We start from the raw sequence: 26,758 nt of genomic DNA, 5'->3' as shown, positions 1-26,758 counted from the left end.
AGATACCATTACGCTTAATTAAAATTTGTACGTAACGCTAGCACGAACATTGCGTGCTTCACCTAAATACATGAAAGCACCAGAGCGATATGCAGCAGTCCAATATTCTTCGTCAAATACATTACCGACATTTAAACGGAAGTTTAATTTATCAGAATAATAGTAGTTAGCAAATGCATCAAATACCGTATAACTTGGTACTTCAATGCTGTAAAGCCCAGTCGCTGAGCTATAGCCAGCAGCTGTATCGGGTTGGCCACCGTACATATTACTTTGATAAGTGACAGATGCACCAAAGGCAAAGCTGTTTGTCGGTTGATAGCGCAACTGTAGATAAGCACTGTCGTCGGCAAAATTACTCAAGACTAAGCCTACTGAGTCTTGGTCGTGAGATTCTAAAATTTCAGACTCCATCATAGCGGCGCTCATTTGCACACTTAATTTTTCGGTGATCGCACCAGATAAGCCGAACTCAATACCTTGGACTCGGTTTTTACCTGTGTTTAAGGTGCCGAGTGTGGCGTAATCATCGTCGCCAATGCTTTCCATTACATCACTTTTTGTAATTTGAAAGAGTGCTGCGGTTGCCAACAATTTTTTATCAAATAACTGCCATTTTGTACCTAATTCGATATTTTCTACCCGCTCAGGATCGGATAACTGTACTTGTTCTGGCGAACCACATAAACCACCATAACCGCAGCTACCGCCTACATCAGACTCGCCGCCGTTTATGTTGGTCGCTGTACTGTAAGTTGCGTAAAAGTTTGCCGCATCGGTTGCTTGGAAAACTAACCCGAAATGACCATTAAAAAGATCGTCTGAATATTGGTAAGAATTAGCTTCGCCTCGGCTGACCACGTCACTGTCATAGTCAAAACTGTCTTGGCGTAAACCAAAAAACACGTCAAATTGCTCTGATAAAGAGATAGTATTCATGGCATAAATTGATGTGGTTTTTACAGTCGGTTTAGCGTCTGTCGCGGCTTTTGAATAATGACGCTGCATTAAACCGCGTACATTTGCCACCGGTTGGCCATTTCCGTCGAGTGCACAATAACCGTCTGAGACACCGCCTCTGCCACTGACTTTACAGTTGCTCGCTCCCATATATTCTATGTTATACACACCGTTGACGACAGATTCGTCGGTATATTCGACACCCAATACCCATTTGTTATCCAAGCCAAATAATTTGTTGTCCCACAGAAGGTTAAACTGCGTTGCGAAATAATCAACTTCTTGCCAGCCCTGGTGATTACTTATATAAATGGTGGCTGCACCCGGCGCCACTTCGTCTGTTTCGTGACGATTTGTGCCACGTGCACCTGTGGTAATATAACCGTTATCGGTTTGTCCCCAGCGTGTCGCATTATACAAGCGCAAGTCACTATTGATTTCATAGTTGGTGCGCAAGGTTATTGCGGTGACTTCGGTGTTTAGGAAGTCTTCGTTCTGTGCATAGACCATGATGTCTTCAACGGGTTTGTATGCATCTCTGTCAAAGTAACTACCTAAATCAGGCACATCGTTTGCTTTAAGATAGTAGATATCTGCAACAAAATTGAGTTTATCTGTTGGTGCGGTATAACCAGATAATAGAATACCTTTACGATCTCTTTCTATACCTTCACGATCTGGCACGGTTTCTTCGGCATGCAGAACATTTAATCGGATCGCATTATCGTCATTTATTGCAATGTTGCTGTCTAAAACCAGTCTGTGGTGGTCATCCGTACCTAAACCTAGATCAACCCGACTAAAATCAAAGTTAGGGGATGCTTGTTTGGTGATACTATTGACTGCACCGCCAGATGAACCTCGCCCAGCAAATGTGGCGCTTGGGCCTTTGGTGATTTCAACCTGTTCTGAAGCGAAGCTTTCACGAGTTGTCATACCCGGGTCTCTTAAACCATCCACAAAAACGTCACTGCGCGCTTCGTGTCCGCGAATAATATATCGGTCGCCAAATGCATTGCCGTTTTCACCTGTACCCAATGTGACACCCGCTTGTGCTGAAAGGATTTCTTTTAAATCTGATTTGCCTGAATCTTGAATTTGCGACTGGGTCAGGATGTTGAGTGTTTGAGGGGTATCGACTAAATCCGCTAATCGACGTAAGTCGCCTGATTTAGCTGCACGATACGGTGAGTATGGCACACCATAAACTTCAATTAACTCAATTTGTTTATCGTCTGCCTGTTGCTGACAAACGACCAAATTTTCTTTTTTACCTTCTTCAGTACAGACGCTTTCGTCATTTGCCTGTGCAACAACAGGCATGACAGATAAAGCTAAACAAAGCGCTTGTGAACCAAGGCGATTATTATTTTTAGTTGAGTGAGTCAAGTTTGTTCTCCAATTGTTATTTTTACAACTTTATGTTTACACTTAATGGTCTGGTGACTATATACTGATAAGTATTTTATACAATACGAGTGCAAATGCAATGGTAAATGCGAATGATTATCAGTAGTTTTTATCTGAAGGGTGTTTAGCTTGTCATTAAAAGTAAAAAGAGTAACCAGCTGTCACTAGGAGGTTTGAGTTATTTCTTTCTAAACTTAAGCGCACATCAAAATGCTTCAGATTAAAAAAGCTATTTTCCCACTTTATCGAAGAAGTCGGTACATTAGTGAGCGTTCTTGTTTTGTTAAAGGTAATTAAGCTGTTCCAGCTGGGGTTAATTTTAGATAGTAAACTTACTTGACCACCGATTGTCGCATTACCTTCGTTGTTGTGTTCAGTATGAATTGAACCAAGAGCCATAAAGTTAATTATATGCTGGTGAGATAACTTGTAGCTTTTCCCAAGTCCACCTGAAAGTTGCACGCGAGTGCAGTTAAAGCACATATTATCAGGAGTATCTAGGCCAAAATTGATCATCCAAGCATATTTATTATCGCCTCTCAATTCTGTCTTAGCTACATTGTACGATTCTATAGCTACAATATTGAAGCGGCGTATAGCAAAATTTCCATTGAAATTACTCAGTGTTAAATCTGCCATACTAAGTGCAGAGTTGGGCATACGGCCAGACTCACTTCCTAAGATATCATAATAGACGGGTCTTAATTGCAAAAGGGCTCCACTACTTTCTTTTGATGATATGCCCGAAACTCGAATTAATTTAGGGTACTGGCTGTGGTGCGGAGGTTGTGTCTTTAATAAATGGGTTCTTTGTTTTTTTGCGGGGCTCGCTGGTAATGAAAATCGGGTTCTAATTAATTTTTTCTTTTCTAGGGATAGTTGCTGAACACGGTCTGAAGATGAATCACCTAGCTCAGCTAATTGGTACTCAATATAGTCAAACAACACATTTATCAGAGCGATCTTTTCATTATCAGGTAGTGATTTAAACTTTGAATGTGACACCCAATCATTACTTTCTAATAGCAATTTTAATAACTGTTGTTGTTTTTCATTTAAATGAAAGTATTTTTCGTAGAACTGACTCTGTCTAGAGGCTATATGGGTTACGCTTTTGACTAAGGGGTTATCTTTGCTTTTATTTTCCATTAATTTTTGGAATATAGTGAGCGGCATAACCCACGGACTATACTGGTCGGTCAGTGGCGCTTCAATAACTAAAGCAAGTAGGTTTGCAAAGTGATAGGCGCAATTTTTATCTAAAAAGTAATAAGTAAACTGCACATCGAGTAATTCCCAAAGGTGGAAAGCGATTTGCTTGATTTGGTCTTGTGACAGGTCTAGGTTATACGACCATAAATCTCTTAGGTCTGTTTGTCCGTAGTTATGATTCTGTCGGTAGAATCGACTATCAGAAAAGCCTGCTGTGTATCCACCGAAGATGCCGTTGACTATATATAAAATTGGATTTGTGTCAGTGAGCATCGCGCCATAATTTATGGATAAGTCAAGGAGGTTGTTTTTGTTTGACGAAGAGCTGAATTTTAATAATAAATGGCCATAAAAAGATGCTGGGTTTTTTAAGTAGCCTGATGCAAACACTAATTGTACTTGATTTATATTTTCCAAATCTATCCACTGTTTAAATTCTTCGCATTCTATGGATGGTAGTTCCATATTGAGCTTTGATTGCAACCACTGCGTGCGAGCGATAAATTTGCATCGAGTGTGCTGATTTGGGTTTGTAATCGGGGTGTAGATAGATTTTATGGTTGCTTTTAACTCAGCTAAAGGGTCACTTTTTGTATTAGATAGAAAAAAGTCTTCTGAAATTACTTCACTCTTGTAGCCGCTAGTGCTGCCTATATGTTTTTTATAATGAAGCAGTTTTAACCAATAAGGATGTTCATCTAAATTGGTTTGAATTGCTAGGCTCAGGTTTTCTTGAAGCGAGGTTGCACTGGCAGGGAAAACAAACATAATGCAGGCAATGAAGGTGCAAATAATATTTTTTGTCATGAGTTGTACTATGTAGCCAACTTAACTCGTTGGCTACATACAAAGACTTAGCTTGCGCTACATACATCTGCAGTATTATGAATAACCGCATTGTATAATGCCTGCGGTTTTTGAGTATCTTCAGTTGACTCCAGCTTAGTTGCATATTCTAAGCGTACATTTTTAATGATAGAGTTATGAACGTTTTCTTCACATCCAAGAATGTTTAACATTGCTGTGACGTGCTCACCGCTACCATTCGCCGTTTCTTCTTCTAATGGTTTAAACGTTTCCTGAATAAATTGAGCTACTTTTACAGTTTCACCTTCACAAGTATCTGGTGAACTTGCATTAGAGGTAACTGCCGTAGTACCTAAATCCCAAATGATATTTGAAATTACAGCACCAGCCGGTACGCTTGGGAATATCAATGCACCAATACCACAGTCACGCCAAGGATTAATTTTCTCAGCTTGAACTGCAGATATATTAGTTCCAACCAAAGTGGCCGCAGCTAAAGCAGATAAAATAAGTTTTTTCATATAAATTTTCCAAATTAGATTTTTATTATTTAGCTTCCGTTGCACAAAGCCCGTGCAAGTTATGGATGATAATATAAATATGCCTATTGACACAATATGTGTTGTTTAATTGACTTAATTAATTATGAATGTAAACTCGCCTGTGAAAAGATGGCTGGGCAATCGCTGCTTCATTATGAAGGGGAGGAAAGTCCGGGCTCCATAGGGCAGAGTGCCAGATAACGTCTGGGCGGCTAAAGCCGACGACCAGTGCAACAGAGAGTAAACCGCCGATGGCTGTTTACAGTACAGGTAAGGGTGAAAGGGTGCGGTAAGAGCGCACCGCGCAGCTGGCAACAGTTTGCGGCACGGTAAACTCCACTCGGAGCAAGATCAAATAGGGTTCCTTATGGCGCGGCCCGCGTTGGAACCGGGTAGATTGCTTGAGCCATATAGCGATGTATGGCCTAGACGAATGATTGTCACTCTAGTAATAGAGTACAGAACCCGGCTTACAGGCCATCTTTTCGCCTTTTTCTACATGTTTGAAGCGTATTTATTCGCCGCAACAAATTTCGGATTAAACCCGCCCGTTAAGGTTGATTCTAAATATCCTCTATGGCATGCCAGCGCTAATTTGCTCTCAATGTTTTTAATCCAATACGGGTACAGGCCATGCACACCTAAGCCTGAATACAATAACGTATCATACAATTCATCTCGAGATAATTGTTTAAGGTAAGCAATGGCCGCGGTAAAGTCGCCATCTTGAACATATAAAGCTAGAGCCGGTGCTGAGGTAGCACGGCCTGTTGATAGATTATCCATAAACCCTCTTGTTATTATTTGTGTCCATACTGCTATAACTGGACTGTTAAATCCGCTATAAAAACGCGTTGATTTTATTAAACCGAATGCGATTTGTTGAGCTAAATATCTATTTGATATCTTATGGCTGAATTGTAAACAAAAAAGCCTTCATAAAGAAGGCTTTTTACTAGAATATTTTTCAAATAACTTTAATTAAATGCACGTCTTTCACGTTTTTTAAAGTTTGCGCCACGCTCATTTGATGATGCATGTCTTCTCGCGCCCTCATTGTTCGCTGAGCTACTTACACCATCGGCAATGGTCGGCGATATTTTATGACTGCGAATAATAATTCGCTGTAACTTTTGGAATACCGCTTTTGGCATACCTTTTGGCAAATCAACGTGTGAGTGTGAATCAAACAATTTGATATGGCCAATGTTGCTGCTATCAATATTTATTTCGTTAGCCACTGCACCCACAATATCACCTGGGCCAACACCATGCTCACGGCCTACTTCAAAGCGGAAGGTATCAAATTCACCTGGGTTCTTACGATCCCCTCTGTCACCTCTTTCAGCGCGAGTTTTACGACCTTCACGAGCGCCATCGCGTCCGCCACGCGCATCTCGACGACCGCGCGGGTTGTCATCACGCATGTTACGATCACGACCAATTGGATCTTTGGGTGGAAACAGTGGTTGATTTAACTGTTGTTGCTGCAACAATGCCGCCGCAACCTGCTCAAGGCTCCACTCTTTTTCTTCTAGGAATTTTTCTACAACTTTGGCAAATGGGCTTAAATCTTCTGATTCAATTACCTTCGCTAAACTTTCTTGCATTCTGTTCATGCGAACTTCACCTAATGATTTTGCATCAGGCATAGTAAACTCTTCGATTTTACCTTCAGTTGCGCGTTCTAAGCGGAACAAGGTACGCATTTCACGGCTATTAGCGAATAAAATAGCTTCACCACTGCGACCCGCTCGACCAGTACGGCCAATACGGTGGACATATGATTCAGCGTCAGCCGGTAAATCATAGTTAATTACATGACTGATTCTCGGTACATCCAGACCACGAGCAACCACGTCGGTTGCAATTAATATAGAGACACGACCTTTTTTCAGTTGTTCAACGATGCGCTCACGATCGGTCTGATTCATGTCACCATTTAATGCGGCAGCTGGGAAGCCTTTGCCGATTAAGTGCTCAGCCAACGTCAATGTGTCATTACGTGTACGTACAAAAACAATCATTGCATCATAGTCTAAAGTTTCAGCTAAACGCTCTAAACCGGCTGTTTTGCCAATTTTATTGACGCGCCATGCACGTTGACTGATGTTAGCTTTTGCTTGCTTAACTGCGGCGATTTTTACATGTACCGGATTTTTCAAAAACTGTTGTGTTACTTTACGGATCGCAGTTGGCATAGTTGCAGAAAAGAAAGCCATTTGCGTTTCTTCAGGCACATGTTTTAAGATCCATTCGATATCTTCTAAGAAACCCATGTTTAACATTTCATCGGCTTCATCTAACACACAGCTACGTAAATTACCTAACTGTAAACGTCCTTTATCGATATGGTCCATTAAACGGCCCGGCGTGCCCACTACGATTTGTGGACCAGCACGTAAGTCTTTAATTTGTGGTGTATAAGATTGACCACCATAAACAGTTGCAACACGTAAACCTTTTACATGTTTACCAAATTCTGCGATTGCGTCAGCAACCTGAATAGCAAGTTCACGAGTTGGGCAGACAACTAACATTTGGGTTTCACGAATAGAAGCATCTAATCGTGATAATAAAGGCAAACCAAAAGCAGCAGTTTTACCCGTACCCGTTTGTGCTTCACCAAGGATGTCGCTGCCTTCTAATAAAGCAGGAATAGATTGAGCTTGAATTGGCGTCGGTTGAGTAAAACCAAGCTCTTCGATTGCTTGTAAAACAGGTGCGGGTAAACCCAGCTCGTTAAATAGAACTGCAGATTCATTATTTTGCATATATGTACTCTAATTTCATCAAATTTACGATGAGGTATCGGCGCGGGACTGTGCTTTAACACAAGGTCTTCAAATTTGGTGTATCTGAAGTATTCAGATATATCCGTTTAAGATGGTTACACTAATTGAACCACTCACACTGGCAGCGCTACTACCTCTACAAACCAGCGCGACTTTAACGTTGACATGGGCTAGCGGCGTGCGCTGTGCCATCATGGACAGGCGATTCATTGCCTGTTGGAAAAGCCTTTGGCTGGGAAACGCGCACTATACAGATAATTTTAACAATTGCAAGTAATGGTTAAAAAATAATCTAATGTTAATTTGCTAATGCTTTAGGCAAAAGTGGGTTTTCTAAATGAATGAACTTTCTTTCTGTTAAATTTAGGCGTTCTTGTATTTGTGCAAAATAACGTGCAAAAATTTTATTCAAAGTCTCGTTTTGCACCAGTTGGTGTAAACTCGCTCGGAGTTGTTGTGCAAGCTCTGCTCTGTTTGGATTGACGTAAAACACGACCGGAAATGGATAATACAGCGCTAAAGTTGGCTCGATAATCAAATTTTCCTTTGCCGTAACTCGCTGCTCATACACAGATTCGATTTCATTGGCACCTAAAGCAAAATAGTCAAACTGCTTGCGTTTTAATCGTAAAAGAATGTCGTCAAAGGTGCCTGTTTCATTAACATTGAAGTTGTTCGCTCTGAATAGCTTGGCATCCGCCCAGCCAGCAGGAATACCTGAATACAAAGCTTGTAACTGTGCTTTGGTCTTGATCGTGGCAAACTTGACCCTGTCACGTTCATTTATGATCATAAGTCGGGTACCCAATAATCCCTGCATTAAGGGTATCGGGATTAATATTTTGTTTTCTTGGTCTAACTTAGGGTTGCCAGCCACACTAACAAACACATCATATTCTTGTTGGCTGAATATGCTTGACTCTTCCGCGATAGACAAGGTATCTCTGTTTTCATGCCAGCGATACGATTTGTTTAATGATTGATTAATCTGTTTTATTACAGTTGCAAATACTTCACTCTCGTAACTTTGACGTATTTCTGATTTATTTCCATTCCAAAATGAAATGATATTTCTACCTGTTGTGTCCGCCGCGGTTAATTGCGGTGAGAAAATCATCGACATGCTGGTTACCAAAAGCGTTTTAAAAAAGCGGTTAAACTGAAACATATTTTTACCTAGAATTTAAATTTTATCATTGCGTTATGAAAGCGCTTACACTATGATGTTATAAACTTGTTCGAAATGCAACAAAATGTAAACCCGATTTTTCGAGTTTTTCTGAATAGTTAGGATTAGACAATGAACGATTATACAAAGCAACCTTCTCTACGGCTGACCGTTATGGCTATAGGTATGATATCTGCGATGGGGTGTAGCAATACAGCCGATAACGCAAAAACGCACGTGCAACAGGCTGAAACTGAGGCTAAAAAAATAGATCCACGTAACGGAAATGTTTCAATTTGGCCAACACTGGATATTGCGGTGAAACAAGATCCTGCAGTAGAAGCAAAAGTCGCAGAACTTTTATCCGGTATGACAATTGAGCAAAAAGTTGCGCAAACTATCCAGCCGGAAATTGGCTCTATTACGGTTGAAGACATGCGCAAATATGGCTTCGGGTCGTATCTCAACGGCGGTGGCTCTTTCCCAGGGCGTAACAAACATGCGACACCAGATGATTGGATAAAGCTAGCTGAAGATTTATATCAAGCCTCGATAGATGATTCACTCGATGGTAGCACTATACCTACAATGTGGGGCACCGATGCTGTGCATGGTCACAATAATGTGATAGGTGCCACATTGTTTCCGCACAATATAGGTTTAGGCGCTGCAAATAATCCAGAATTGATTCGAGAAATTGCTGAAGCGACAGCTAAAGAAGTCATGGCCACAGGTATTGACTGGGTTTTTGCACCGACGGTAGCGGTTGTGCGTGATGATAGATGGGGCCGCACTTACGAAGGTTATTCGGAAGATCCTGAAATTGTAAAAGCTTATTCAGCGTCTATCGTACAAGGCTTGCAAGGTGCAGCCGATGAAGACTTTTTGAGTGACCAACGTGTTATTTCAACTGTTAAACACTTTCTTGGCGATGGTGGCACAGAAAAAGGGGATGACCAAGGTAACAATTTAGATAGTGAGCAAGAACTATTTGATATCCATGCGCAAGGTTATGTTTCGGGTATCGCTGTGGGTGCTCAGTCGGTAATGGCTTCATTTAATAGCTGGCACGGTGTCAAAATGCACGGCAACAAATACTTTTTAACCGACGTATTAAAAGACAAAATGGGGTTTGATGGTTTTGTCGTTGGTGACTGGAGCGGTCACGGTCAAATAAAAGGCTGTACCAACGAAGATTGTGCTCAGGCAATGAATGCAGGTTTAGATATTTACATGGCACCGAATGAGTGGAAAAAACTGTATGAAAATACGGTTGCTCAAGTGAAATCTGGTGTAATTAGTCAAGCGCGTTTAGACGATGCGGTTACTCGTATATTAAGAGTCAAAGTTCGTGCTGGATTATTTGAAAAACCTTCACCGGCGAATCGCCCATTAGCGGGTAAAAAAGAATTAATTGGTGCTGCAGAACACAGAGCGGTTGCTCGTAAAGCTGTGCGCCAATCTTTGGTGATGCTAAAAAACAAAAATCAAATATTGCCGCTTAAACCTAATATGAATGTTTTGGTTGCCGGAGATGGGGCTGACAATATCGGTAAACAATCTGGCGGCTGGACAATTACTTGGCAGGGGACTGGTAATAAAAACTCTGATTTCCCAGGTGGCTCGTCAATTTATGATGGCATCCAGCAAACGGTGCAAGCCGCAGGTGGCAAAGCTGTATTAAGTGTTGATGGTGCATACCAGCAAAAACCCGATATCGCGATTGTTGTTTTTGGTGAAGAGCCATATGCAGAAGGTAATGGTGATATCAGCAACCTAGAGTATCAACGTGGCAATAAAACTGATTTGGCCTTATTGAAAAAATTGAAAGCGGATGGTATCCCGGTCGTTTCTGTCTTTATCACCGGTCGTGCGCTTTGGGTGAACCCAGAATTAAATGCATCAGATGCTTTTGTTGTCGCTTGGTTGCCTGGTTCTGAAGGTGCAGGTGTCGCTGATGTTCTATTTAGCGATAAACAAGGCAAAGTTCGTTACGACTTTACCGGACGTCTGTCTTATTCATGGCCTGCATTTGCCGACCAAGGACCGGTGAATCGTTTTGATGAAGAATACAACCCGTTATTGCCTTATGGCTTTGGCTTAAGCTATGGCGATAACAATGTCTTGGCAGATGAGTTGTCAGAAGTTGCGGGTAGTAACCCAGATGAAGAAATGTTAGCGCGTGCATTATTTGAACGCAGCGCACAGGCACCATGGAGCCTCACTATCAGTAGTGGTAACGAACGCAAAGGCATGGACTCTAAATTTGTTGCATTGTCTAATATTGAAATCAGTACATTAGATAAAGATGTGCAGGAAGATGCCAGACAGGTGAAGTGGAAAGGTGGTGAAGCCAGTGTTTCGTTAGGCGCTGCTTTCCCAGAAGATTTACGTGCATACATAGAAGCGGATGCTGCAATGACAATTGATATCAACGTAGAAAGTGATATCAAAGGTCCAGTCTGGTTAAGCATGGCATGTGATGGTGCGGATTGCACCGGTGGTGTTGATATCAGCCGAGTATTACGCGCTAAAGCAAATCAAGGTTGGACGAATATCAGTGTCGCTTTAAGTTGTTTTGAGCAGGCTGGTGCGGATCTAAGTAAAGTGTTTGTGCCATTTAAGTTGCAATCAGAACAGCCTCTTAAACTAAGTTTTGCTGCGATTAAACTGGTACCCGAAAGCAGTGAAAGTGCAGATGTAAACTGCGAATAGTTTAACTGTTAAGGCCGTGTTGTGTTAAAAGCCCGCGAGTGTGTACGCGGGCTTTTTTACGATAAACAAGCACAATTAGGTTATACTGATTTAATGAATAATTGATTTTTGACGTTCTGAAAGAAAACCAGGAGATATGATGAATGAAGTAACTAAAGTTATAGTTGTTGGTGGCGGTAGTGCAGGGTGGCTGACCGCAGCTAGAATTGCTTCATATCATAAGACTAAAGATAGTGCTAACAGACAGGTAGAAGTGCTATTAATTGAATCATCTGAAGTACCTCCAGTTGGGGTAGGTGAAGGGACTTGGCCTACTATGCGTAATACCTTAAAAGCAATTGGCCTCTCAGAAAAAGAATTTTTAAAAGAATGCGATGCGAGTTTTAAGCAGGGGGCTAAATTTGTCAATTGGAAAACAGCCGAAGAAAATGATTTCTACTATCATCCGCTGATTTTACCGCAAGGTTTCCCGAGCATTGATTTAAGCCCCTATTGGGCTTTAGATATAAGAGGAAAGCAAGCTTATTCAGAAGCCGTCTGCTTTCAAGAAGCTATTTGTGAAAAAGGTTTGGCTCCGAAAATGGCGACAACGCCAGACTATGAAAGTGTGGCAAACTATGCATATCATTTAGATGCAGGCAAGTTTTCAACATTATTAAAAAAACATGCAATTAGTCAGTTAGGCGTGAAGCATGTGGTCGATCATGTTACAGCGGTTAATAGCCATACAGATGGTCGCATCCGTTCCTTGTTGACTAAACAGCACGGAGAGCTTAACGGCGATTTATTCGTAGACTGTAGCGGTTTTTCTTCAATTTTATTGGGGCAACATTATCAGATCCCCTTTGAAGATAAAAACGATGTGTTATTTATCGATTCAGCGTTAGCATTACATGTACCTTATCAATCACCTGAGCAAGATATAGCGTCCCATACAATATCGACCGCGCAAACGGCTGGCTGGATTTGGGATATTGGGTTACCTACTCGACGAGGTATTGGTCACGTTTATTCTAGCGCACATACCAATGAAGAGCACGCCGCACAGGCTTTATTGGGTTATGTTAAAAGCATCAACTCTGAGGCTGCCAAAGTGTTCGACTATCGGAAAATAGCAATACGCTCTGGTCATAGGCGTCGTTTCTGGCACAAAAACTGTGTTGCAGTGGGGTTATCAGCTGGATTTTTGGAGCCACTAGAAGCTTCTGCTTTAATACTTGTCGAAATGTCGGCATCTTTTATCGCCGAGCAGTTACCCAGAAATATTGAGCAAACAGAAATTATTGCAAAACGCTTTAACGATAGCTTTTTGTATCGTTGGTCTCGAATAATCGATTTCTTGAAGCTTCACTATTGCTTGAGTAAAAGAACAGATAGTTCGTTTTGGCTCGACAATCAAAATCTTAGTTCAATTCCTCAAACTTTACAGGAACAACTTAAACTATGGCGCACGCGCGCGCCTTCAAGTGTTGATTTTAGCAGTACGTACGAACTGTTTCCTGCCGCGAGTTATTTATATGTATTATATGGGATGGGATTTGAAACTGATTTTTCTCAATATCGTTATTTGTATCAGGAACAGGAGAAAGCAAATGCGCTGTTTGCTCAAAATGAACGAATGATTCGTCAAGCAGTTGCCAATTTGCCTAAAAACCGCGAACTATTACAAAATCTTACCCGTTAAGGCATGTTTTGGGCTTTGTTTTTTATTCAATTAGAGCCAAATATTCTTTTATCGCTTCTTTGTAGGTACGGCTGACTTTTACTCTTTCATGTTCGCCTAAATGGACAAAATATTCACCTTTAGGTAAGGGGTTAACTTTAGTGATATACGATAAATTAATAATCGTTGAGCGATGAACGCGCTTAAATAAATTTTCATCCAATTCATTGAGTAGATCACGAATTGTCGAGCGTTTAATATAAGTTACGCCATCGGCATGCACACAGCAATAGTCGCCTGCAGCATCAATCCATTCAATATCTTCTTGATATAGAATAGAGATTTCATCGCCATCTTTAATCACAATTTTACGTTTGTGCTGGTTATCAGTCGCCGTATTCGGCACTGTCGGTTCATTATGTGTTTGATGGCTAATACTATTAATGGCGCCAATGACCTTTGATTTTTCGGTATTAGGCAACTGAGTCTCTAATCGCTTTTTTGCGCGCAGTACAGCTCGCTCTACATGTTCTTGATCGATGGGTTTTAGAATATAGTCAACCGCATTCACATCAAATGCATCCAATGCATATTGTTCAAATGCAGTGGCAAACACCACAAGAGGCGTCAGCTCTGATTGTATTTTTTGAATGACTTCAAAACCATTTATCCCCGGCATTTGAATATCCAAAAAAATCAGATCGGGGGTTTGATCTAATATCGCTTGTATTGCTTCACGTCCGTTTTTACATTCCCCAATAATCTCCAGCTCATCAAATTTTGCTAATTTAGCGCGTAGTAGCTTAAGCGCAAGTGGTTCATCGTCGACTATCAGGGTTCGTATTTTTTTTGTCATTTTGTATTTCTCTGATTAAGCAGTCGTCTCAAAGGGAATTTGAATAATGGTCTTTAACCCACCTTCGGGGCGCCACTCAAAATCTAAAATATGCTTGTTTGGGTAAAGCGCTGTGAGTCTCTTTTGGATATTGTCTAAGCCGACCCCTTTAGCTTTAGCTGAGGGTTTTTGCCCAGAGGTGCTGTCTCCTGAGTCTGAAATCTCGATACACAAATTGTTCTGCGCAATATTTGCCAGCAAACTTATTTTACCGCCGTCTTCACTTTTAGCGACTGCGTGTTTCATCGAATTTTCAATTATTGGCTGCAATAGAAAGCTTGGAATCAGAGCTTTTTCAGCATTTCCGTCTAATGATAGGTCAAAATCGAGGCGCTCGCCAAACCGTACTTTTTCAATTTCTAAATATAAATAAAGTGCTTTTACTTCTTGCTGCAGTGGCACTTTGGTATTTGGGTCATTATCTAATGAGTAGCGTAAAAACTGGCTCAAGCTGACCACCATTTTCTGAGCCGTGGTGTTTTCCTGAGCTTCGATCAATGCATTGACTGCATTTAAACTATTAGAGAGAAAATGCGGATTCAGTTGATAGCGTAACATTTTGAGTTGTGCATCACGCGCAATGTTTTGTGCTTGTATACGCATCACATATTCTTCTTGTGACTTTTTTTCTGCATTGAGCAATATTTGATGTTCAACTTGTAACAGTTGGTAGTAAATTACGCCATGAAACATGGCGCTCCAAGAAGTAAATATAAAAATACCGGTGAAATACCAGCCGCCGAAGTTCCACCAAATATCTTTTTCTTCAGTCATTAATGTAAACGCGTACATTCTACCGAGCGTCCAAATTAATGAAAAGATGATGATTAACAGTAAACCTAATAAAAAACGGTACGTATTAGAAAAGTGCCAAGCTTTTAGAAAGGCTTTTTGTAATAGCAGAGATAAAACCAAGCCCATAATTGCTTGTACAATAATATGTGCAAAATGCGGTAGATCATACTGACCATACCATAATGTTAGGGTGGTATAACTAATTAAGCAACTGAACAGCCAAAAACCTAACTGACAATAACGAAACAAAATTACCGGTGCTTTTCCAAGTGTGTTTTCGATTAACTTAGAGACATTTTTTTGCTCGAACACGGCGTCTTTTCCAAATACTTCTAGCGTTTCATTCATGTTGTTAATTTTAACCTTTTATGAATTATTTGTTTGATTTAGGTATCCGGTTAAACGCTTAATCTAGCCGTTTCATCTCATTGCTAAATGGTTGAAAATTTTATCTTGTCCGCTTTATCTTCAATCAGACCCGATTTGTCGATTTTTATTATATTGCAATTTACCTTTATGTTACATCTAGTATCCAATATTTACAATTTCGGTCGTGTATTCGCTTTCGTTCTGGTTAAGAGTATGGAGGGAATCTAATCGCCGATGCTTAGTTTTACTTATTCGGAGACAACTATGATGTTCAAAGGTGTTAAGCAAGCAGCATGTTGGCGCTTGCTACCGTTTAGCCTTGCTGCTGCGGCGCTGGTTGGGTGTACAGAAGATATAAAAACAGAATCAGATTTTACCCAGCCTGATTTAAGAACGCCGAGTAGCGATTGGCAATTGGTATGGAGTGACGAGTTTGATGGTGATTCACTCAATATGGATAACTGGAGTTTTGAAGTCAACTGTAACAGAGGCGGTAATGACGAAGAGCAATGTTACACAGATTCACCAGAAAACTTATTTATAGACAATGGCATTTTAAATATTGTTGCGCGCCCTGCACCTGAGGGGAGTGATTTACCTTTGCCTTACACCTCATCCAGAATCGTAACTAAAGGGAAAGCCGAGTGGACTTATGGCCGGGTTGAAATTCGCGCTAAGTCACCAAAAGGGCAAGGTACTTTTGCCGCAGGTTGGATGATGCCTGCGGATGATGTTTATGGCGGTTGGCCAAACTCGGGTGAAATCGACATTATCGAATGGGTAAATATTGGCGAAGAGCGATCGGATGGTGATATCGATACGCACATTCATGGCACTTTGCACTATGGTCCTTTGGTCGGCAATAATCATGATTATTCAGGAACGGATTATCAAATGCCTGCGGAGCAAAGCCCGGAGCTTGATTTCCACACTTATGCTATTGAATGGGAAGAAGGCGAGATACGTTGGTATGTTGATGACATCCTTTTTGCCTATCAAAGAGATTCTGAAGTAACCTACCGACCCATTGATGGTGAAGCAAACGGCTTAAGCACCAAAGGTTGGTATACCGAGTACTTTAACCCGGCCGGTGAAAAAGAAACGGTTTATTCTACAGCGCCATTTGATCAAGACTTTTTCATTATCCTAAACAACGCTGTCGGTGGTAAATGGGCAGGTCGGAATCACCAGTCGCATCAATATTTTGTGGGTGATGATAATGGCTCCTTGGCGCAAGGTGTTGACCATAGCGCCTATGTCAACGGTAATGCCTTACAAATCGATTATGTACGGGTTTACCAGTGCGCTAAAGATCCCGCAACAGGTAAAGGTTGTGCCACGATTAATTCTGATTATTACAACAATACCTATGTGAAAGGGGCTGCGCCGGTACCTGTACCGCCTATTTTACCGGTACCAGTCGGTGTTGATTTATTTGAGGACGCTAATTCAGCTTGGGCTTTGACCGGTGGTGATAGCGCACAAGTGCTGGATTCAGGTGATGATGTCTATGGAGACGTTGCGCATTTTGTCAATTCAGATGCCAGCGTTGACGTTGGTTTCTCAGGTACGGCATATGATGGCACCTTATTACCGGATGATGCAAAAATTGAGTTTGATCTGAGAGTTGTCAATGCAACAGATATTTCAAACTGGATGTTAAAAATTGAATCAGGCTCTGAAGAAGAGACACAAGTTCAATTTGCGGATGTAAATAGTTTTGGCTCAGCGCAGCGCTTAGAAACGGCGGCCGTTGGATTAGCGGATAATTTAGATGGGATCACACCGACAATTGGTGAATGGCAGCATTTTGTTTTTAATCTAGGAACCTTTCGCGAATTAGGTATTGATTCATCGGCTATTACGGCGATCAAATTTGTTAACGCAGAGGGCGAGTTTTGGGTCGATAACTTAACCATTGGCGCCGCGTTTGAAGGGGCTAAACTCACCTTGTTTGAAGACGACGCCAATCCAAACTGGCCAATGTGGGATTCGCGTGTCGCAAATGGTGAAAGTGATCTTGTACCTGTAATCGTCTCAGATGACGCAGAGCACGGCAACGTGGCTGAATTTAATATAAATGGGTCTGCTGTTGTTGGTTTTAACGTACGCGAAGATCAAGGTGGCTCAGGTTATCCGTTTGACGGCAGCTCTTTATCTCAGTCGGGTGTTATCGAGTTTGATCTTAAGTTAGTTAACCCGCCAGCAAATGCAAATACACCATGGTTTATCAAAATCGAATCAAATGGTGGTACTGCCTTAGGTGGCACTGAAGCGGATGTGCGATTACCTGAAAATCCGGTTTTAGATGAGTGGATGCACTATAGTATTCCGTTAAAACCTTTTGTTGAAAGTGGGTTTGACGTATCTGCTATTGATGTTGTGCTGGTTTTCCCAACTTGGGGTCAAGGGGATGGTGCAGTCTTTCGTTTAGATAACGTTAAAATCCATAGTTCAGGCCCGGTCGATGGTGGCACAGATACGCCCAAAGGCCCAGATAATACCATTTACGATGAAATTTATACGGTATACAAAGATACCTTACAAAGTGGCTGGACCTTGTGGGACTGCTGTGCATTTTTACCGCAAATTGAAGTGGAAGATGATGCTGAGTATGGTGCAACTGCAGAATTTACGATCGGTGAAGGCAGTGACGGCGGCACCGTTGTTGGTTTCTTTGGTCGTGATACCGGTGGTGTTGCCAACGTGAATGACATTATCAATGACGGTGTTTTACGCTTTGATTTGAAAGTGATGAACATGCCAACCGCGGGTGAAACTGAGTGGTTTTTAAAAGTAGAAAGTACCGGTGGTGCGACCGCCGCTGAGGTTAATTTAACGACTAGTAAACAAGGTGAAGCACCAAAATTAGGAGAGTGGCAATCTTATACCTTCCCATTGCTTGATTTGGTATCGGCAGGTTTAGATGTATCGGCGATTGATATCATTATGGTATTCCCGCAATGGGCCACAGGTACTGGTGCGGTTTACCGTATTGATAATGTATTCTTTGGCGTACCTTCAGCTAACCAAAACCCAGATGATAATGGCTCGGGCGGTGATGCTGACGGTGATACTGGCGGTGATACTGGCGGTGATACTGGCGGTGATACTGGTGGCGATGACTCTAGTGGAGGCGACGGAAATGAACTGGTAGCATCAAGTTCATTTGATGCAGCAGGTAACTGGGGTGGCAGTGATGGTATGGCCGATAGTATCAGTAACGGTATTTTCAGTGCCAACGTACAGGCAGCAGGGAATCCTTGGGATGTGAGTTTAAAACACCCGATTACATTGGTTGCCGGCACCACTTATGTGATGAGTTTTGATGCGCGCTCAGATGACTCACGCGCCATCATTGCGGGTCTTGGATTGGATTATGATCCATGGTCAAGCGTCACTGAAACGGTATCTTTAACGCCAAACTGGACAACATATACTTTTACCTTCACGCCAGATTTTGGTGACGCCAACAATCGAGTATTTTTCGATATGGGCGCCGCTGTCGGTCAAGTTCAATTAGACAATGTCAGTGTACAGGTGCAGGGTTCTGGTGATTCAGGTAATGGCTCGGGCGGCAACTTGGGCAGTGAAATACTCACCAATGGCACCTTTGATTCATCTGCCAACTGGGGCGGCAGTGATGGCATGGCCGAAAGTATCAGTAACGGTATTTTCAGTGCCAACGTACAGGCTGCAGGTAACCCTTGGGATGTTAGCTTAAAACAGGCAATGGAGATTGTTGCAGGCACAACCTATGTACTGAGCTTTGACGCTCGCTCTGCAGATTCACGAGATATTCTAGCGGGTTTAGGATTAGACATGGCACCTTGGTCAAGTGTCACTGAAACCGTATCTTTAACAGCCAACTGGACCACATATACTTTCACCTTTACCCCTGATTTTGGTGATGTGACCAGCCGCGTATTATTTGATATGGGGGCTGCTGTCGGTGAAGTTCAATTGGACAATGTCAGTGTGAAAATCCAGAACTAAGGTTTCGACATTTAAAGTTTAAGAGGTGGTGACGCCACCTCAGCAAAGAGTGTTGACCCCATGAAAAATCAGCTTGAAAGAAAGCGGTTTGTGGTCAATCAACGAAACAAAATTTTTAGAAGAGAAAGTTATGAAATTAATTAACTTTAAAAAAACAAAACTAGCATCGTCATTGTTTTTAATTTTTGGTGCAGCGATGTCTACCACTATAAATGCAGCCGAAGAAACCAGTATGGAACAGGCTGAAGATGTCGAAGTTATTAAAGTAAAAGGGATCCGCGGTAGTTTAATTCGTTCAATGGATTTAAAACGCGATACTATGGGCGTGATGGACGCTATTTCAGCAGAAGAGATGGGGAAATTTCCAGACACCAACTTAGCGGAATCATTACAGCGTATTACTGGGGTAACCATCAGCCGCTCAAACGGTGAGGGCAGTCAGATTACGGTTCGCGGTTTTGGTCCTGATTTCAATCTGGTGACACTAAATGGTCGTCAAATGCCGGGTACTGGGTTTTCCCGCTCATTTAGTTTTGAAAATTTATCATCAGAAGGCGTCAGCGCATTAGAAATTAAAAAAACAGCCTCGGCTGAAACACCAACCGGTGGTTTAGGCGCAACGGTTAATATTGTGACCAATAAACCGCTTAAATCTCCTGGTCGCACTTTAGCTGTGATGGGCAAAGCTATAATGGATACGTCCAATGTGGAAGGTGATGATGTGACACCAGAGTGGGCCGCTATTTATAGTGATACTTTTAGGGATGGCATGCTCGGTGTCTCGGCGACGATTTCACACCACAGACGTGACTTTCAAAAACAACAAGCGAGTATTCAAGGTTGGCAATATGGCTATGTTGACAATCAAGACAATGCTAAGGGCATAGAATTACCTTTTAGCCCAAGTGGCGCGGTCGTAGATAATCGTCCAGTTGATGCACAAGGTAACCTAATTAACGCGTTTACTGACAAATCTACCGGTGAGGCGGTTTCTCCATTTTTCTTTCCAAAAGATATGAACTACGGTATTGAAAACTCTCGACGAGAACGCACCAATGGACAGGTAACACTGCAATATTCGCCAAAAGACAATATCATTTTCACTTTAGACCATACAGTTACTTTGGCGACAACCGCAACTGAATCAGTTGGCTGGGGTATTTGGAATAACTTTGGTGCGAATATCAATGCTTATGAATTGGATAAAAATGGGACCGCCGTTTTTGCCAACATCGGTGGTGATGATGGTTCTTTCAGCGCCAGTAAAGGCACCACTGAAGTCGACTCTAAATCAACTGGCTTTAACTTAGACTGGCAAATCACTGATGATTTACACTTTAATTTTGACCTACACAGCGCCAAAAGTGAAATTGACAATGGTGCAGACAAAGGCAGCGGCAACTCAGGCCAAGTTATTTTAGGCTCAGATAAGCTCACTTCAAAAACCTATGATTATCGTAATGGCGAAGTGCCACACGTAAATGTGTTGTGGAACAATGGTACAAACCAGTTACATGCCGCTGATATTGATTCAAATTTTAGCCAGTTTTTACATTCACCCGGCGAATCTAAAGTCGACCAAGTACAGGCCGATGTGACTTGGTATAGTACGCTGAATTCGCCTTTGGCTGTGGTTAAATTTGGTGCGGCTGTGATAGATCAGTCACTCAGTGGTATAAATGCTTGGAGTGGGTTACGTGGCGGCCCCGGTTTTGATCCGAGTTTTACCGAAATATTTCCAGAAGAGATGTTTATTACGCATGATACCGGGGATTTTCTAGATGCGTTCGCTGGTGGTGGCAGTGATTTAGCACCGAACTATTATTATAGCTATGACTATGACAGAGTTGTTGCAATTCAAACTGCGGTGTTAACCGAAGAAGTAATGGGTAGCAACGTATATGTACCTGATGCTTACTTTAATACGGTTGATAGGAGTTTGGTTGAAGAGACCACCAGTAGCCTTTATTTGCAAACGCAATGGGATTTTGACGTTGCGGATATGATGATGACGCTGAATGCCGGTGTCCGTTATGAAAAAACAGATGTTGAAAGCCCTTCTATTAGCAAGCTCGTAGATGAAGTGCGCTGGGTTGCCGCATCTGAATGGATTACCTACTATAAAAATGGCGGTGAAGGTGAAATAGTCAACTACACTGGGAGTTATGATTTATTGCTGCCAATGTTCGACTTAAAAGTTGATGTGACTGATGATTTTGTCGCTCGCTTTTCAGTTGGCAAGTCGATTACTCGGGCTGGGTTGGGCAATTTAACCGGCGCGACCTCTTTTACCGGCAGTCCTAAAATTGGTGCACGTACCGGCTCTCGCGGTAATACAAACTTAAAACCATTCCAGTCGACGAATATTGACCTTTCGTTTGAATATTATTACGACGATGCCAGTTATCTATCGTTAGGTTTATTCAGTAAAGATGTCGATGACTGGATTGAGGGTTCAACCGTGCAGCATCAGGAGTTGGGTGTTCATGATATTTACAAAGGTAAGCGATACAACGAAGCGGTGGATCAAATCACTCTGCGAGGCGAACAGCCAACCGATTCAGCAATCTACCAACAAATGTTATCTAATGGACATGGTAATGCAGATGGTGAAATATTGCCTGATCCAGAAGATCCTTTGATTACATGGCAGTTAAGCTCACCGGAAAACGTTGGTAAACGTTCGGTCTACGGCGCTGAATTTGCTGTACAACATTTGTTTGGTGACAGCGGTTTTGGTACTGCGTTTAACGCAACTATCGTTGATGGTGATGTGACCTACGATCCATATGTATTAGGCACGCAAGCTGTCTTGCCGGGTATCAGCGATTCAATGAACTTTCAGGCGTTTTATGAAAAAGATGGACTGTCAATTAAAGCGACTTACGCATGGCGTGATGCGCATTTGATTGGCCAAGGTCAATCGCAAGGCTCATCTGAAGCGCCCCCGCAATTTGCGCGTGAATTTGCACAGTGGGATATGAGTATCAACTATGATGTTTCCGATAGCCTGACAGTGTTTTTTGATGGTGTAAACCTAAATAATGAAACTGAGCAAGGTTACGGACGTTTTGAAGAGCAGTTTTTATATGCTCGCCAATATGGACCACGGTATATAGTGGGTGGCCGTTATAGTTTCTAAATGAAATATGACGTTTTGTGAAGTACTTAGCGGCGTAATGTTTTAAATCGAACATTGCGCCGTTTATAGTTGGTAACCTTTAACGCGCTAAAAATACGAATAATAAATATAAAAAAGGACAAGCCATTGTTTTCTTTGAAAGCGCTTACTTTTTTCGCTGCCAATAAAAAAAATAAGAATGTAAATTATTTTAATCATTACCCCCTGCTATCTAGGGTGATTATATTTCTCGTCTTACCTCTTAGTTTAATCTTTATTTTATTTGTCTATTGGTTGTCTTTTAGTTTGCCAAAGAAAGATGGCCAGTTAGCACTTGAACATATTTTGGATGAAACCTTCATTCAATATGATGCTAACGGAGTTGCTCATATCCAAGCAGAAGAAGATTTAGATGCATTTTTTGCCCTAGGTTTTGCCCATGCGCAAAATCGACTATGGCAAATGGAAATGAATCGTAAAACAGCATCAGGTCAGTTAAGTGAAATACTGGGTGCATCTTCGCTGCAATCCGACATTTTTATGCGTACTCTGAGGTTACAAAAAAATGCAGAGCGCATGTGGCAGAATTTGCCACAGAGAGAGAAAAAGGTGCTAGAGCATTATGTCCAAGGCGTGAATGCGGGGATTAAACAACTCGATTTATTGCCTATTGAGTACCTGCTTTATGGATTTCAGCCAAAAGCTTGGACAGAGGTAGATTCACTGCTGTGGATGCAGCTGATGACTGTGCAGCTGTCGACAAACTTATCTGCTGAGTTGCAGCGCTCTGAGTTGATACAAACTGTCGGTTTAAGCAAAACTAACGCACTCATGGCTAAAATTGCAGATAATCGCGCGATTGATAGAGCCGCTGCAAATATTCTTCCTACAGAATATTTAAGCCCTAAGTCATACATTGGTAGTAACAGTTGGGTGGTCTCAGGTCAGCATACTGGCAGTGGTATGCCGTTATTGGCAAATGATCCACATTTGACTAATTCTATCCCCTCGATTTTTTACTTGGCTGATATAAATACAAAACAGCTCAAGGTATCTGGTGCAACATTCCCAGGTTTACCCTTTGTGGTGATTGGTCACAATCAAAATATAGCTTGGGGTTTAACTAATATGATGGCTGATACTCAAGATGCGTATTTAGAAAAAATTAATCCAGACAACATCAATCAGTATGAAGTCGACGGTGAATATCTGGATATGGACGTGACTGTTGAGCAGATAAAAATAAAACCTGGGTTTTTAGAAAAAGAAAAAGCGCCATATTCTGTCGTAATACGTCGCACACACCGGGGACCACTATTAAGCGATTTGCAAGGTTCACACAATAGTTATGCTTATAGTTTGCGGTGGATTGGCGATGAACAACAAGGCGGCACTTTTTCTAGTTTCTTGAATATCAACTATGCGCAAAACTGGCAACAGTTTAATCAAGCGTTGAGTAGCTTTGTCGCTCCAATTCATAATTTTGTCTATGCCGATAAACAAGGCAATATCGGCTATCTTGCACCTGGAAAATTTCCAAAACGAGTCCATTCAGGGGCAGTTCCAGCTAAAGGCTGGCTATCCGAAAGTGATTGGCAAGGTTGGATAGCTCAAAATGAATGGCCGACTTTGTTCAACCCTGAAAGTGGTATGATTGTTACAGCCAATAACAACGTATTGGCTGATGATTATCCATATCCAATTACATCAGATTGGGCAGAAGATTACCGCGCGAAGCGCATCACCCATCTGCTTAAAAACGCAGATAGAATATTATCCGTAGAGCATTTTAAACAGATTCAACTGGATGTTTTGCATCCGGCAAAGTCAAAGCTGTTAGCGCGAATGTTGCAAATACAAACACGTTCGCCACAACAAACCGAAGCGATAAATTTACTAAAGAAATGGGATGGCAATATGCAATTAACTAGCCCTGAAGCCAGTTTGTTTGCTGCTTGGACTGCACATTTTAATCGCTTGTTATTGGAGGATGACTCGGCAAAGTCGTCGCGAGTGCAGCATAACCTGCAGGCACTTGATTCTTTGATGCGCCAAGAAAATCAGAAATTTATTGAAACAGTACTGTTAGACGGACAATCGGAATGGTGTGATTACCTTGAAACCGCGCAAACAATTGAAAGTTGCGACCAGCTTTTAATTTATGCATTAGATCACGCTCTTAATGAGTTAGTGCAAAAGTTGGGTACTGATATGTCAACATGGCAGTGGTCAAAACTACATATTGCTCAGTATCCTCATTTTCCGCTAAGCGATAATATACAAGCGCCTCACTCTCCCAAGTCGCCAGATAGCATTTTATCTGAAGTCTTTCATCGCTCAATTGCAAGTCCTGGTGGTGGCGATACGGTTAATGTTGCGCCTGTTAGCTTAATGGAAGACAGTCGTTTCAATCAATTTTTTGGTCCAAGTTATCGCCAGATTATTGATTTGAAAAATGACAAAAACTCCCTTTTTAGTATTTCAACAGGTCAATCAGGCAATGTTTTGAGCCAGCATTACGATGATTTAATCGCCTTCCACCATCAGGGCAAATATATCCTACTATTGACTAATTTTCACAATAAGCGACTCACGCTAAAACCCAAAATCAAAGCTAATTAATTATGAATATGGAACTTAAAAATATATCAGACTTGTTTTGGCGAGTATCACCTAATTTGTTTTTTGCCTCTATTTTACTGGGTATCATAACTGGTTTAAGTTATGCCACACTGATCCCCTTTATCTTGTATGCAACAGCCTCTGATAAGTCTGTTAACAATCAACTGAGCGTTGAAAATTATAATTTCTTTAATTCACCGACCAGCGAAATGGGATGGGTTTTTGTACTTATCTGTATTGGCATTGTGGCGATAAAGTCGACATCGACAATATTGTCGATGTATATTGCCGAACGTGCTTCTGTTGTTCATCGAATCAGTCTATATAAGCGCATTAATGCACTCCCGTATGCCAATTTAGAGCGTATTGGGCAGGCAAAACTCATCAATTTGCTCAATGTCGATATACCTGCCTTAACAGTTGCTGCAGCCAATTTACCCGTCATTTGGATTAGTCTGGTGACTGTGTTGGGTACTTTAGGCTATCTAATTTATCTGAATTCACAGGTTTTTTTCTTCGTTATTGCTTGCTTGTTTATTTCGGTTGTTTGTTACCAATTACCAATATTCATCGGTCTTAGATTTTTCTCTAAATCACGGGAATATTACGACCAAGTCCAGTTGGGAGTGAAAGGATTAATTTATGGTGCCAAAGAACTAAAACTAAACCACCAACGTGCAGAGCAATACATAGAAGAAGAGTTGTTTGAGCCTGAAAAAAGCGGATTATCCGCGGATGTTAAAGGTAAAAGTATCATTATATTTGCGCAAGTTTACGGCGAAATGATTTCATTTTTGGTGATTGGTGCTGTGATATTTCATTTGCCTTATTTATATAGCATTACGACCACTGAGTTGTTTGGCATCGTGCTGGCTCTGCTTTACCTAACCGGGCCTGTCGGTATTATTCTCAATGCGATGGGAGAATTACAGCAAGGTAAAGTTGCACTTAAAAAAATTAAAACGTTCTACCAAGAACTCACCGAAGAAGACTTAGCAGAGCAAAAGCAAAGTATCCAGCAGTGGGACCGTCTTAAATTACATCAGGTGAGTTATTATTATCCAAACCGGACCAATCAATTTGCACTGAACAATGTTTGTTTTGAACTTAAAAAATCGCAAATTACCTTTATCGTTGGGGGGAACGGTTCAGGGAAGTCAACGCTATCTAAGTTGATATCAATGCATTATTTGCCAAGCTCTGGTGCGGTTTATATCGGGGATCAGCAAATAGACAAGCATAATATAAGACAAGCTCGCAGCTTAATTTCAGCTATTTACACCGACTTTTTCGTTTTTGAAAAAATATACGGTGAACACCAACAAAACAAAATCCAATCTTATCTGGAAAAGCTTGAATTAGCCGACAAGGTCAGTGTCGTCAATCATAGATTAGATACCACAGCACTTTCCGATGGACAAAGAAAGCGGCTTGCATTGTTGGCATTGTTGTTAGATGACAAACCCATCTGTTTATTTGATGAATGGGCGGCCGACCAAGACCCCAGATTTAAAAAAATATTCTATCAAGACATTTTACCCATGCTGAAATCAAGCGGAAAAATGGTCATCGTTATCTCTCATGATGACAGGTATTTTGACTGTGCTGATCAAATAATCATTATGGAGCAAGGAAGTGTCAGAGACATCAAACAATTAACGCAAAAACCTGCACTAGCCTGTTAAGCC

General features: G+C 41.5%; 14 protein-coding genes and 1 other RNA gene. 7 read left to right on the top strand and 8 right to left on the bottom strand.

Annotation, left to right across the window (positions count from 1 at the left end; genetic code table 11):
- Positions 1-18: 18 nt before the first annotated feature.
- The 3 genes from FNT16_RS04410 to FNT16_RS04400 form a co-directional block, all read right to left on the bottom strand.
- On the bottom strand, positions 19-2,349 hold the full coding sequence (locus tag FNT16_RS04410) for a TonB-dependent receptor (RefSeq protein ID WP_246072362.1): 2,331 nt from the start codon (positions 2,347-2,349) through the stop codon (positions 19-21).
- Between the two features lie 156 nt (positions 2,350-2,505).
- A complete protein-coding gene (locus FNT16_RS04405) occupies positions 2,506-4,389 on the bottom strand; it encodes an Lnb N-terminal periplasmic domain-containing protein (protein ID WP_143870406.1) in 1,884 nt (627 codons plus the stop codon).
- Between the two features lie 47 nt (positions 4,390-4,436).
- Positions 4,437-4,910, bottom strand: a complete 474-nt coding sequence (locus FNT16_RS04400; RefSeq protein ID WP_143870405.1) for a DUF3015 family protein — start codon at positions 4,908-4,910, stop codon at positions 4,437-4,439.
- A 146-nt stretch (positions 4,911-5,056) separates the two neighbouring features.
- Between FNT16_RS04400 and rnpB the strand changes: the two genes are divergently transcribed.
- Positions 5,057-5,420: RNase P RNA component class A (rnpB, locus tag FNT16_RS04395), an RNA gene on the top strand.
- Between the two features lie 6 nt (positions 5,421-5,426).
- Here rnpB and FNT16_RS04390 read toward each other — a convergent pair.
- The 3 genes from FNT16_RS04390 to FNT16_RS04380 form a co-directional block, all read right to left on the bottom strand.
- A complete protein-coding gene (locus FNT16_RS04390; protein WP_143870404.1) occupies positions 5,427-5,717 on the bottom strand; it encodes a hypothetical protein in 291 nt (96 codons plus the stop codon).
- Positions 5,718-5,908: 191 nt separating this feature from the next.
- Positions 5,909-7,705: a DEAD/DEAH box helicase gene (locus FNT16_RS04385; protein ID WP_143870403.1), complete on the bottom strand. Its 1,797-nt coding sequence runs from the start codon at positions 7,703-7,705 to the stop codon at positions 5,909-5,911.
- 319 nt (positions 7,706-8,024) lie between these two features.
- A complete protein-coding gene (locus FNT16_RS04380) occupies positions 8,025-8,894 on the bottom strand; it encodes a transporter substrate-binding domain-containing protein (RefSeq protein WP_143870402.1) in 870 nt (289 codons plus the stop codon).
- 132 nt (positions 8,895-9,026) lie between these two features.
- Between FNT16_RS04380 and FNT16_RS04375 the strand changes: the two genes are divergently transcribed.
- Positions 9,027-11,609, top strand: coding sequence for a glycoside hydrolase family 3 protein (locus tag FNT16_RS04375; protein WP_246072360.1), 2,583 nt, complete (start codon positions 9,027-9,029; stop codon positions 11,607-11,609).
- A gap of 136 nt (positions 11,610-11,745) precedes the next feature.
- Positions 11,746-13,293, top strand: a complete 1,548-nt coding sequence (locus tag FNT16_RS04370; protein WP_425456688.1) for a tryptophan halogenase family protein — start codon at positions 11,746-11,748, stop codon at positions 13,291-13,293.
- Positions 13,294-13,315: 22 nt separating this feature from the next.
- On the opposite strand, the gene FNT16_RS04365 is transcribed toward FNT16_RS04370, so the two are convergent.
- Both FNT16_RS04365 and FNT16_RS04360 read right to left on the bottom strand, forming a co-directional pair.
- Positions 13,316-14,128: a LytR/AlgR family response regulator transcription factor gene (locus tag FNT16_RS04365; protein WP_143870401.1), complete on the bottom strand. Its 813-nt coding sequence runs from the start codon at positions 14,126-14,128 to the stop codon at positions 13,316-13,318.
- 15 nt (positions 14,129-14,143) lie between these two features.
- Positions 14,144-15,310 carry a sensor histidine kinase gene (locus FNT16_RS04360; protein ID WP_143870400.1) on the bottom strand — a complete coding sequence of 389 codons (1,167 nt, stop codon included), beginning with the start codon at positions 15,308-15,310 and terminating at the stop codon, positions 14,144-14,146.
- A 285-nt stretch (positions 15,311-15,595) separates the two neighbouring features.
- On the opposite strand from FNT16_RS04360, the gene FNT16_RS04355 reads away from it, so the two are divergent.
- The 4 genes from FNT16_RS04355 (at position 15,596) to FNT16_RS04340 (ending at position 26,755) form a co-directional block, all read left to right on the top strand.
- A complete protein-coding gene (locus FNT16_RS04355) occupies positions 15,596-19,327 on the top strand; it encodes a carbohydrate binding domain-containing protein (protein WP_185976688.1) in 3,732 nt (1,243 codons plus the stop codon).
- Positions 19,328-19,457: 130 nt separating this feature from the next.
- Positions 19,458-22,469, top strand: a complete 3,012-nt coding sequence (locus FNT16_RS04350) for a TonB-dependent receptor (RefSeq protein ID WP_143870398.1) — start codon at positions 19,458-19,460, stop codon at positions 22,467-22,469.
- 285 nt (positions 22,470-22,754) lie between these two features.
- Entirely contained in the window at positions 22,755-25,070 is a 2,316-nt protein-coding gene (locus FNT16_RS04345) for a penicillin acylase family protein (protein ID WP_185976687.1), read from the top strand.
- 2 nt (positions 25,071-25,072) lie between these two features.
- Positions 25,073-26,755: a cyclic peptide export ABC transporter gene (locus FNT16_RS04340; RefSeq protein ID WP_143870396.1), complete on the top strand. Its 1,683-nt coding sequence runs from the start codon at positions 25,073-25,075 to the stop codon at positions 26,753-26,755.
- The last annotated feature ends 3 nt before the right edge of the window (positions 26,756-26,758 follow it).

It is taken from the genome of Catenovulum sediminis (assembly GCF_007289895.1).
GTDB classification, from domain to species: Bacteria; Pseudomonadota; Gammaproteobacteria; order Enterobacterales; family Alteromonadaceae; genus Catenovulum; species Catenovulum sediminis.
The sequence above is the reverse complement of the archived record's forward strand: the minus strand, read 5'-3'. Positions and strand labels throughout refer to the sequence as shown.